The following is an 11,439-nucleotide window of genomic DNA, read 5'->3' as shown; positions in this document are numbered from 1 at the left end:
GTCGACGAAACTCATAGACAATCAATCGCGCGTGAAGCCGCCCGGGCCGGGCGAGCTGTGCTGGATCGACGTGCAGCAATACCAGGCCGAGGAGTTACACGCGGTCGGCGATGCGATGGGATTCCATCAGCTCGCGATCGCGGACTGCCAGCATGAGATTGAGCGCGCCAAGCTCGACGACTACGAGAAATACCTGTTCATCGTGATGCATTCGATGAGCATGAGCGTCAACGGCAGGCGCGGGGTTCACAGCACGGCACTCGATTCGTTCCTCGGGGAAAATTACCTCGTGACGGTGCATAGCGAGCCGCTGCCGGCGATCGACGCGCTCATCAAACGCGCCGCCACCGACCTGACCTGCTGTGCGCGTGGCGCCGACTATCTTTTCTACCTGATCGTCGATGCCCTGGTTGACGAGGCCTTTCCGATCGTCGACAAGCTTTCGGATCAAATCGAAGAGGTCGAGAGCGCGATCTTAAGGCGCAGCGAGCCGAGTCAGCTTGCGCAACTGATGCGGCTCAAGCGGCTTTTGATCTCGATGCGGCGCGTGCTGTCGCCCGAGCGCGACGTGCTCGCGATGATGATTAGGCGCGGCGATCCGCGAGTGCAGGATCGGACCGCGATTTATTTTCGCGATGTGTACGATCACGTGGTGCGCGCCTACGAGCAGATCGACGTCGAGCGCGACCTGCTCGGCAATGCGATGGACGCGTACATGTCGATGAACGCGAATCGCAGCAACGTGATCATGAAACAGCTCACGCTGCTGGCCTCGATTTTCCTGCCGCTGACGTTTCTGACGGGCTTCTTCGGGCAGAACTTCAGCGCGCTGCCCTTCGACTCCCGCTCGCTGTTTTATATTGAGATCGCGGCCTGCGTGGCGTTGCCGGTCACGATGGTCTACTGGTTCCGCCGCAGCGGCTGGTGGTAGTCATTCAGTGGCTTTTTGATTGCAAATATGTGACAATCCGTCATAATTGGCCGAGGTCGCTTGTTTCCGGTTTCGGGGGGGCCGGCTATGCGTCGCTCGATCGGCGGTGTGCTGCTGCTCGTGACATTTTTTGTCGCCGGGCGTGTGAGCCGGGAGGAGGTGGCCGACGGTCAAGCGCAGTTGCAGCAGCGGCATTTAGACGCGGCTGAGCGCGACTTTCGCAACGCACTTCTTGACGACCGCGGCGCCAAATTTTCTTACGAGAGCGGCCATACGACCGCGGACAGGGCCGCATTAGAGGGTTTGAAGCAGGTTCACATCGAGCGGAACCTCGCGAAGCTGACCGCGGAGATCCAATCCGATCCTTCATCTGATGAATACGAGGAACGAGCTTCCTTCTACGCCGAACAGAAGCAGCGGCAGAAGCAGATCGCCGATCTCAAAGAGGCGATCCGGCTCGATCCGTCGGACAAGAGTGCTTACCAGCACCTGGCCTCCGCCTATCTCCAAGAAGGCGACCAGCAGGCGGCACTCGCGACACCGAAAGAAGATATTGCGCACGACCAGACCGATCCACTTATCTTCGACTCCTACGCGAAGATCCTCGCTACTTCGCCTTCGGCGAAAGTCCGTTGGGGTCACGAAGCTGTTTACTATGCAACTCGAGCCTGCGAGCTGTCCGGGTGGCATGACACGCGGGAGCTGGTCACGCTTGGTGAGGCCTACGCTGCGGATGGCAAATTCGATGAAGCCATCAAATGGGAGAGTGCTGCGGAAGACATCAGATGGCAGGAGGCTTCAGTGATCTTCGACCCAAGTGCGCATCCTCTCAAGGTCCCCGGGCCGAAGCTGACGCTCTATCGGCAACATAAGCCGTTCATCGCCGAGCCCGACTTTCCGTCGAATCTACGCTGACGCCGAGGCGTGCTTGCCGTCGCTACTCGACGGTGCGGGGGCGGTTTCATCCGCGAGCTGCACGAGCTGCTTGCCGACGTTGTCGCCGCGCAGCATGCCGATGAAGGCGGCCGGCGCGTTCTCGATTCCGGTGATCCTGGTTTCGCGAAACTTGATCCTGCCGGCCTTCAGCCACTGCACCATCTTGTTTTGGGCCGATTTCATCTTCTCGGCGAACTGTAGGACGAGAAAGCCTTCCATCCGCGCCTGGCGCTCGATGAGGAGGCCAGTCAGCCGCGGACCGGTGCCAGTCTCGGTCGCGTTGTATTGCGAGATTTGGCCGCACACGCTGATGCGCGCTTTGGTATTGATCAATGGCAGGACCGCGTCCGAGATCGTGCCGCCGACATTGTCGAAATAGATATCGATACCGCGCGGACATAGCTCGCGGAGCTTGCCGCCGATATCGGGGCTGGTCTTGTAATTGAAGGCCGCGTCGAAGCCGAGTTCGGTGGTCAGCCATTCAACCTTTTCGTCCGACCCGGCGATTCCGATGACACGGCATCCTTCGATCTTCGCGATCTGGCCGACGATCGCGCCGACTGCGCCGCCCGCACCCGAGACGACGAGAGTTTCTCCGGCGCGCGGGTGACAAATCTCGAGCAGGCCGAAGTAGGCCGTCATCCCGGGCATCCCGAGCACGCCGAGCCAGGTGGACACTGGCGCGAGCTCGGGATTTATCTTTTGGATACCGTCGGCGCCCGAGGCCGCGTACTCCTGCCATCCGAAGTATCCGCTGACGATCTCACCGACGCGGAAGCGGCGGGTATTGGATTTGATGATCCTGCCGATGCCCGCGCCGCCCATCACCTCGCCGATCTCAACCGGCGGCGCATAGGAGGGCCGATCGCTCATCCGCCCGCGCATGTACGGATCGACCGACAAGTAGATGACCTGGACCAGGAACTGGTCGGGACCGGGCGTGGGAATTTCGGTCTCTACGAGTTTGAAGTCGGATTCTTTGGGCTCACCGACAGGGCGAGCGGCGAGAGTGATCTGCCGATTGACGGTACTCATAGCGGGCGAATTTCCTTCCGGATGTGAGAAAAGACCGGGTTGCAGAGCGTCAGTGCCGCGTTGCCCCCATATTCTCCAAAAGGACGCGAGGACACAATCCACAAGGCCACGAGACTGCCAAGAGGTCGCTCAGAATTAACTCGACCCTAATGAGGAAGTAACAAATAAACCACGCCGCCGATCAGGACCAGGACGCCGGGATTGATGTGCCGCCAACTGAGGATTGCGTATACGGCGATGGCGATCGCGAGGGCTTCAGAGTTGATGCGCGTGTTGCCGAAGATCGCAAGCCGCGCGATCGCCCACGTTCCCGACAGCATCAGCCCGATCGCCACCGGCGCCATCCCGCGTTGCACCGACACGCGCCAAGGCGACTTCAGATGCTCCCACCATCGGTTGACGACCAGCGTCAGGATGCAATCCGGAACGAAGAAGCCGAGGCCTACCACCAACGCGCCCATCGCACCTGCGAGCCGATAGCCGATAACGAGCACCATCAGCATGTTGGGTCCCGGCGCGACTTGGCCGAGACTGTAGATATCGCGGAACTGCTTATCGGTCAGCCAGCCAAACGTATGCACCGTCATGTGCTGCATTTCGGGCAGGACTGCGGTGCCACCGCCCATGGCGAGAACGCCGAGCAGCGCGAACACCAGGAACAGATGGATAAGCCGCGTCATCGTTTCGCCTTAGTGCCGGTGCTTCTCGTGATGAGGTCCGCGATGGAAGGGCAGCGATTCGCCGAGGTGCGGCCGGCTCTCGTGGGGACGATACATCAGCACCGCGATCGGTCCGATGGTGAAGAGGACCAGCGGCAGTGACAACTTGAAGACGCTGACTGCAAGGAAGGTAACCGCAACGATCGCGACGTCAGGTAATTTGCCCACTTGACGCTTGCCGAGCTGAAGCGTGACCGAGAGCAGCAAACCGACCGCCGCCGCCGCGATTCCCGCCAGCATCCGCATCACGTAGGGATTCTGGCGATTGGATTCCCATACGATGCCGAGGATCATCACGGTGATCGCGCCCGGCAACAGCATCCCGAGCACGGCGAGCGCGGCGCCGGGAATCCCGCGCAGCTCGTCGCCGACGATCACCGACATGTTGACGGCATTCAGACCCGGCAAGGTCTCGCTGACTTCCATGCCGTCAAGGAACTGGTCGTCGGTCATCCAGCCCTCGCGGCGGACCAGATATTCGCGCAAATAAGCGACCGCGCCGCCGCCGAAGCTCAATCCTCCGGCCAGCAGGAAGATTTTCAAGATGGTGCCGAGCGAGGGCTTTTCAGCCTCGGGCGCGTCACTCCTGATGCTTGGCGCCTGAGGTTCCGTAGCCGTAGATGAGAGCGGTCTTGGTTGTTCCACGCTGCACCCAATCCGACGCCTGCGACTGCAGGCCGGTGTAGAAAAATTCCGACAATTCGCGCGACTTGTGATGGACCGAGTCGGGATTGGGGAATTTCAACTGGTAGCCGAACTCGGCGACGATCGGCTCGTTGGTCTGGCGAATACGCCACACCGCGACGTTCGCCTTGGCGGTATTGCCGTGACCGAAATCGAGCACGCCGGTCTCGACCATGTATTCCTCAATCGAAAGACCGTGCACCACGCCGAGCGCGGCCTTCGGATTCGCCCCGATTCCCCGCAGGGCAGGGAACGCGTCGGCGGTGGTCTCGAACTTCTGGGTCAGGATGATATTGGGCGTGTCCAACTCGCAGTTGTGCGAATAGATAAGGCGCATGCCCAGCGCGCCGTCCTTTGGCAGCAGGATCTCTTCCTTGAACTTGAGCGTGAACTGGCAGGGCAAAAGCGGGCGCGGATCGACGGCCTGGGCCTTGTCTTTGTCGGGATCGCGGAACTTGATCACGAGCTCGTGATTGGGCTCGGGAACGCCGTGCTTAAAGAAGGTGCGCTTTCGCAGGATGAATCCGGCGTTGTAGAGCTTGAAGTGCGGCGTATCGTAGAAGAGCACCTCGCGCACGTGCGGCTTGGTGTCCTCGTCCATGTGGCTCAACTTCACGTCGAGCGATTTGGCGGTATGATGCGCGATCTTCCAGAACTTGTGAAAGGCGTTCTGGTCGGGGAAGAGCTCGGGCTTCAGCAGCAGCTTGTATTCGCGGTACTGAATGAAGTCCGAAGGAACGATCGGCTGGTAAAACGTGTCCTTGACGTGATTGGTGTGCGTACTCATCAGTTATCCCTGCGCCCGCTGATTTTCGCGGAAGAAGTACGAAATCCTGCTCAACACCACCTGAATCCCCAGGCGCCGGACCCGGGTCATGCTACGGCCCGCGCCAATTCGACTATCAATATGATATTCGTCCGTCAATTCGACCGTCGAAAAACGCGAGAAACTGTGCGACAGCATAGCATGCGCGTTTAATTATTGGATGCCGTCAGGGGGTTGGAAGGTCAAGAATGAACAAAAATGCTGAACTGAGGGCGCGCATCGAGGCCGCGATACCGCGCGGGGTCAGTATCGCGATGCCGATTGTGGCGGCGCGCGCCGAAGGGGCGCAGCTTTTTGACGTGGAGGGGCGACGCTATATCGACTTCGCCGGCGGTATCTCGGTGCTCAATGTCGGACATCGCCATCCGCGGGTTATTGCGGCCGCGACCGAGCAGATGAATGCGCTGACCCATGCGTGCTTCCAGGTCACGCCGTATGAATCGTACATCCGGCTCGCGGAGCGGCTGAATCAGCTCGTGCCCGGCGATTTCCCCAAAAAGACGATCTTCCTGACCACCGGCGCCGAGGCGATCGAGAATGCGATCAAAATCGCGCGCTATGCTACCGGGCGCAGCGCGATCATCTCGTTCAGCGGCGGTTTTCATGGCCGCACGATGATGACGCTCGCAGCGACGGGCAAAGTTGCGCCGTACAAGCTGGGCTTCGGCCCGATGCCGCCGGAGGTTTTCCATGCGCCGTTTCCGGATGCGTATCGCGGCGGCGGCACCGCGGAGACCCTGCATGCGCTCGAGGCGATCTTCAAGTCGGACGTCGATCCCGCGCGCGTCGCGGCGATTCTAATCGAGCCGGTGCAAGGGGAGGGCGGCTTCAATGTCGCGCCGTTCGACTTCATGCGCGAGCTGCGGGCGCTATGCGATCGTCATGGAATCCTGCTGATCGCCGACGAGATCCAAACCGGCTTCGGCCGCACCGCCCGGATGTTCGCGGTCGAGCATTCGCAGATCGCGCCGGACCTGATGGCGATAGCGAAGAGCCTCGCGGGCGGCTTCCCGCTCGCTGGCGTGACGGGACGCGCGGACGTGATGGACAAGGTCGCGCCCGGCGGCCTCGGCGGGACGTATGCCGGCAACCCGATCGCATGCGCCGCGGCGCTCGCGGTGCTCGACGTGATGCGCGACGAAGACATCCTCGGCCGCGCCGAGAAGCTGGGCAAACAAGTGCGCCGCTCGCTCGACGAGATGAGCCAACGCCTCGATTGCATCGGCGACGTGCGCGGCTTAGGCGCGATGCTCGCGGTGGAACTGGTCAAGAATCGCAAGACCAAAGAACCCGCGCCGCAACTGGCGCAGGCCGCCGTCGCGCGCGCAGCATCGCGCGGTCTCGTGATAATTACCTGCGGCGTCTACGGCAACGTGATGCGCATCATGGTGCCGCTCAACGCCCCGCTCGAAACGGTCGACGAAGGCCTGAGCATCCTGGAGGCCTCGCTAACCGACGCCCTCGGCACAACTTGATTTCATAATTCTGAATCGGCGGCCAACGACCATAGTGACAAACAGTGCACACGAAGGTGACTAAGAACAGTGGGGCGCCCACCTACTAGCTTTTGAATTACTGAAAAGAAAAGGACCGTCATCCCGAGCGGAGTCGAGGGATCTTGGAGGCCTCCAAAGGGGCCGGTGCCAGACATCGCGCGAGGCGCCTTCCTTACTAAGCTGCCCTATCCCGGCCAACTCACCGCTCAGTGAAGACCATGATTTTGCCGCCTGCGGGACGGTCCACAGATTCGTGAACGTGCGGCCCGCTGCCGCATCGATAGTGAGCGACTCAGGACCACCGGCGATCTCGATGAACGCGCTGTGCGTCGGATTTGGTCGACGCGACGAGCTTATGCGAGGCGGCGTCGATGACGTCGAGCATCTGCGAACTGCGATCAGTGGCGAAGATGAATCCTGCGCCTGCATCCGCCGAAGTCACGCCTTCGCCATGCCCCGCCACGGAAACTCGACGACGCGGCGAATCCCGAGATCGCCTCAAGCTTGAGCGTCGCCACGCGAACTTCTGTCTTTGTTGCTCCGTCAAAGTGGCGATGTTACTTTTCGAACGCGGAATTTTCATCAAGTTGATTCTGCAAATGGCCGCGGGCCGTGCCTCAATTTTTCAGATGACGCAAAGCACCAAGCTTCCTCAATTCCTCGCCGTTGGACCGGGGAGGACCGGCACGACGTGGCTGCACGAAGCGCTCGAGGGACGGGTCGACCTGCCCTACGGCGTCAAAGAGACGCAATTCTTCAACTACATGTACGACAAGGGCTTCGACTGGTACGCGTGGCACTTCCGCTATGCGACTGGCGCGCGGCCCGTGGGTGAGATCTGTCCGTACTTCGCCGAGCCGCTCGCGCCCGGCCGCATCAAGCACCATTTGCCGGACTGTAAGATCATCATCTGCCTGCGCGATCCGGTCGATCGGGCGTATTCGAACTATAAGCTGCTGCGCGCCTATGCGTGGGCGCGCGGACCGCTCGAAGAGGTCATCGAGACGCGGCCTCATATTGATCACGATAGCCATTACGCCGAGCACGTGAAGCGATGGTTCGACACGTTCGGCCGCGAGCGCGTGCTGATTACGTGGTACGAGGATCTCGCCTCGAATCCGCAGGAGTATCTCGATCGCTTTTGCGAGTTCACCGGTATCGAGAAGTTCGTCGCGCCCAAGCTCGGCACGGGTGACAAGCGGATCAACGAATTCTCGGGGCCGCCGCGCAGCCGTCGTATCGCGCAGAACGCGCGGCACGTTCTCTATTGGCTGCGCGACAAGCGCGCGTATCGAACGATCGATGCGCTGGAGAGCGCGGGCGTGTGGAATTACTGCTTCAGCGGTCCGGTGCCGTATCCGCGCCTCACGCCGGAGCAGGATGCGATGCTACGGCAGCGCTATCTGCCCGAGGTTGAGGCGCTCGAGAAGCTGCTCGATTGTGATCTCTCGCGATGGAAAAAGCCGCGCCCCAGGCGCGCGGCTTGACTGATCAGCGGATCGTCGTTTTGCGCGCGCGTCCCTCGGCCATCCCGTACCGATTCAGCATCCGATAGACGGTGTAGCGCGACACGCCGAGCAGATTCGCCGCGCGGTAAGCGTTGCCGCTGGCGGCTTCGAGCGCGCGAACCAGGGCGCCTTTCGATGCGCGATGGATCGCGGCCGAGAGCGAATACGGTTGCTGACCTTCGGGCGACTCCGCGACCGCATCGAGATCGCTTATCTCGAAGGGCGAAAGCGGTGCGAACGTTACGCGCAACTCCGGATCCGACAGATGAGGCGGCAGATCCTCGAAGGAGAGGCGGGTGCCTTCGGCCATTAGCACCGCGCTTTCGATCGCATGGGCAAGCTCGCGCACGTTGCCCGGCCACGAGTAGCGGCTGAGCGTATCGACGGCGCGCTTATCGACCAGAGTTACCTCTTTGCCGAACAGGCGATTGTAGTGATCGACGAAGAATGCGACGAAGGCCGGGATTGCCTCGCGCCGCTCGCGCAGCGGCGGCACCACGATCGCGGCGGCATTGAGCCGGTAATACAGATCGTTGCGGAACTGACCCGCCTTCACCATCGCGCGCAGGTCGCGATTGGTCGAGGCGATGAGCCGGATATCGACCCGATAAGTCTCCGACGATCCGACCGGATGGACCTCGTGAGTCTCGACGGCGCGCAGCAGTTTCGGCTGGACCTTTAACGGCAGGTCCGCGATTTCATCGAGAAAGAGCGTGCCGCCATTGGCGGCGCGGAAGAAGCCGACCATCTCGTCATGCGCGCCGGGCAGGGCGCCCTTGACGTGCCCGAAGAGCTGCGACTCCGCCATTGAATCGGTATCGACGAGGTTGGAGCAGTTGAAGGTAACAAAGGGCCCGTTGGGCGTCGGGCCGAGCGAATGAAGTGCACGGGCGACGAGCTCCTTGCCAGTGCCGGATTCGCCATGGATCAGCACGGTGGATTTGAACGGAGCGATACGCGCAAGTGTGGAAAGCACCTTGCGGACCTGGATCGACCGCACCATCATCGGACCCACGCGCTCGGAGCCGCGTGCGAGTTCTTCGAGGGACAGCCATTCGCCGGATTCGCCCTCGTAAGTTGGCTGATTCAGAAGATCGACTGCAGAACTCCCATTCACCGACCGCTCACTGGCAGACATACTTTTCCCTTCCGCTACCGAGCTGGTTAATCGCTTGAACGACCGGCGCCTCGCTATTCCAGCCCCCGCCAGCAGAGGCGCCGCGTTCAATCGACACGGCTCAGGATTCTAACGTCCTTATAAAGTCGGCGCGAGCGGAACGTGTGACGAGCCTACGCATCAATTGGCCCGTTTTTGCTGCATCGCTGGTGAAATAAGTTCCAAAGGAACATTCAGATCGACATAAAGTGTGCAAACCTCGCGATGCTGTCGCCATCCCGCTAGCGCCGTTGCCGAAGTTGCGCGAGCGGCCGCGTGTTGAGCACTTCGCCCGGCTCGATCCATCCGCGCCGCGCCTGGTTGATACCGTACGCGAGGTTGTCGAATTGGCCCGGACTATGTGAGTCGCTGGACACGACCAGCTTCACGCCGGCGTGCTTGGCCGCGAGGCATGCGGCGTCATTGAGGTCGAGCCGCGTGGGCTGCGAATCGACCTCGAGCGCGCATCCTTCCTCGCGCGCCACGTGCAGAACCTCATCGAGATCGAACTGGCTCCCGAGGCGCTTGTTGAGGAGCCGACCGCTCGGATGGCCGATAACATCGACGTTGCGATTGCGAATCGCCGTCACGATCCGGTCTGTCATCGCGTGGGAATCCTGTTCCATCTTGTAATGCACGGAGGCGACGACCCAATCGAGTTCGGCAAGAATCGCGTCGGGCAGGTCGAGGCTGCCGTCTTCGAGGATATCGACCTCGATGCCGCGCAGAATCCGAATTCCGACGCGGCGGCTCGCAGCTTCGATCTCATTCCACTGCTCGCGGAGCCGGTCGGCGTCGAGTCCGCGCGCCATCGCGAGGCGCTGCGAATGGTCGGTCAGCGCGAAGTATTCGAGACCGGCGGCCTTCGCCGCCCGCGCCATCTCTTCGATCGACGCGCGGCCATCGGTCCAGGTCGAATGCGAATGAAGGTCGCCGCGGAGATCTTCGCGCGCGATCAAGCGCGGCAAGCGATGCTCCTGGGCGGCCTCGACCTCGCCGCGATCCTCACGCAGCTCGGGCGTGACGTAATCCAGGCCCAGCGCGCGGTAGAGCGATTCCTCGTCGTTTCCGGCAATGGACTTATCGCCCATGAAGAGGCCGTACTCGTTGAGCAGCATGCCCTTCTGCTGCGCGATTCTGCGCAACCGCACGTTGTGCGCCTTCGATCCGGTGAAGTACATCAGCGCCGCGGCAAAGCACTGCGATTCGACGACGCGAAGATCGACTTGCAGACCGTCGCTCAGCACGACGCTGCTCTTGGTGTCACCCTTGCCGAGGATACTGGCGACGTCGGGAAAGGTGACGAAGCGATCCATTATCGGCGATGCGTTATTCGCTGCGACCAGCAGATCGAGATCGCCGACCGTATCGCGCCGACGCCGGAAGCTGCCCGCCGCTTCGATCGCCTCGATCCCGCCGCCTTGCTTTAGATAGACGAGCAGTTCGCCCGCGATCCTTGCGGCGTCCGCATACAAGATGCGGGTCGAGGGCGGTGCGCCTGTTTCGGCAAGCGCCTCGAGCACGTGCTCCTCGAGTTTCTTGCCCAGGCCGCGCACACCGCGCAGCGCTCCCGCCTCGGCAGCACGCTTGAGGCTGGTGCGATCAGTCACTTTCACGATCTCGGCGAGAATCTTGATTCGCTTGGGGCCGAGGCCGCGAATCGTGCGTAATTCGAGCAGGCCCGCGGGGACCTTGCCCTGGAGCTCGCGATGAATATCGAGATGGCCGGTCTTTACCAGCGTAACGATCTTGCCGGCGAGGTCGGCGCCGATCCCGGGAATATCGTCGAGCTGCTCGGCGGCGAGGCTTTCGAGCGGCTCGGGATAATCGGCGACCACGCGCGCGGCGTTGCGATAGGCGCGCACGCGAAAGAAGTTCTCGCCGAGGATTTCGAGCATGTCGGCGACTTCGTCGAGCACGCGGGCGATATCGTGATTGTTCATGGGCAGCGGGCAGGGGATATCGAAGCACGAACGGCGGCGCGATCCCAACTGCGCGAGGAGTCTGGTTCGGCTGCGCGAGTTCTGACAGATTATCGGCATCGCGCGTTCGCGCGCGCCGCATCCGTCGGCGAGCCGTTAGCTCAGGTGGCAGAGCATGTGACTTTTAATCACAGGGTCGTGGGTTCGAGTCCCACACGGCTCACAT

General features: G+C 61.5%; 10 protein-coding genes and 1 tRNA gene. 5 read left to right on the top strand and 6 right to left on the bottom strand.

Annotation, left to right across the window (positions count from 1 at the left end):
* Together corA and VMA09_02885 are read left to right on the top strand one after the other, a co-directional pair.
* Positions 1-931 (top strand): magnesium/cobalt transporter CorA (gene corA / locus VMA09_02890; GenBank protein ID HUA32524.1); only part of this gene is annotated, 931 nt, incomplete at its 5' end.
* Positions 932-1,018: 87 nt separating this feature from the next.
* Positions 1,019-1,846: a hypothetical protein gene (locus VMA09_02885; GenBank protein ID HUA32523.1), complete on the top strand. Its 828-nt coding sequence runs from the start codon at positions 1,019-1,021 to the stop codon at positions 1,844-1,846.
* On the opposite strand, the gene VMA09_02880 is transcribed toward VMA09_02885, so the two are convergent.
* From VMA09_02880 to VMA09_02865, 4 genes are all read right to left on the bottom strand, one after another.
* Positions 1,838-2,902, bottom strand: a complete 1,065-nt coding sequence (locus VMA09_02880; GenBank protein ID HUA32522.1) for an NADP-dependent oxidoreductase — start codon at positions 2,900-2,902, stop codon at positions 1,838-1,840. The two genes, VMA09_02885 and VMA09_02880, sit on opposite strands and share 9 nt — an antisense overlap.
* Positions 2,903-3,048: 146 nt before the next feature.
* Entirely contained in the window at positions 3,049-3,582 is a 534-nt protein-coding gene (locus VMA09_02875) for a chromate transporter (protein HUA32521.1), read from the bottom strand.
* A 9-nt stretch (positions 3,583-3,591) separates the two neighbouring features.
* On the bottom strand, positions 3,592-4,164 hold the full coding sequence (locus VMA09_02870) for a chromate transporter (GenBank protein ID HUA32520.1): 573 nt from the start codon (positions 4,162-4,164) through the stop codon (positions 3,592-3,594).
* Between the two features lie 37 nt (positions 4,165-4,201).
* Positions 4,202-5,092 (bottom strand): hypothetical protein, encoded by an 891-nt coding sequence (locus tag VMA09_02865; GenBank protein ID HUA32519.1) that lies wholly within the window; start codon positions 5,090-5,092, stop codon positions 4,202-4,204.
* 227 nt (positions 5,093-5,319) lie between these two features.
* Between VMA09_02865 and gabT the strand changes: the two genes are divergently transcribed.
* Positions 5,320-6,606: a 4-aminobutyrate--2-oxoglutarate transaminase gene (gene gabT, locus VMA09_02860; protein HUA32518.1), complete on the top strand. Its 1,287-nt coding sequence runs from the start codon at positions 5,320-5,322 to the stop codon at positions 6,604-6,606.
* Between the two features lie 575 nt (positions 6,607-7,181).
* The gene (locus tag VMA09_02855; GenBank protein HUA32517.1) at positions 7,182-8,114 is read left to right on the top strand and encodes a sulfotransferase domain-containing protein; all 933 of its coding nucleotides are present in this window, start codon (positions 7,182-7,184) and stop codon (positions 8,112-8,114) included.
* Between the two features lie 4 nt (positions 8,115-8,118).
* Here the strand turns inward: VMA09_02855 and VMA09_02850 are convergent, their stop codons facing one another.
* Entirely contained in the window at positions 8,119-9,252 is a 1,134-nt protein-coding gene (locus VMA09_02850; GenBank protein ID HUA32516.1) for a sigma-54 dependent transcriptional regulator, read from the bottom strand.
* A gap of 281 nt (positions 9,253-9,533) precedes the next feature.
* Positions 9,534-11,333: a DNA polymerase/3'-5' exonuclease PolX gene (gene polX / locus VMA09_02845; GenBank protein ID HUA32515.1), complete on the bottom strand. Its 1,800-nt coding sequence runs from the start codon at positions 11,331-11,333 to the stop codon at positions 9,534-9,536.
* 30 nt (positions 11,334-11,363) lie between these two features.
* Here polX and VMA09_02840 point away from each other — a divergent pair.
* Positions 11,364-11,436 (top strand) — tRNA-Lys (locus tag VMA09_02840).
* The last annotated feature ends 3 nt before the right edge of the window (positions 11,437-11,439 follow it).

This window comes from Candidatus Binataceae bacterium (assembly GCA_035508495.1).
Lineage (GTDB): Bacteria > Desulfobacterota > Binatia > Binatales > Binataceae > JASHPB01.
This window is presented reverse-complemented; position numbering and strand designations above follow the sequence as displayed.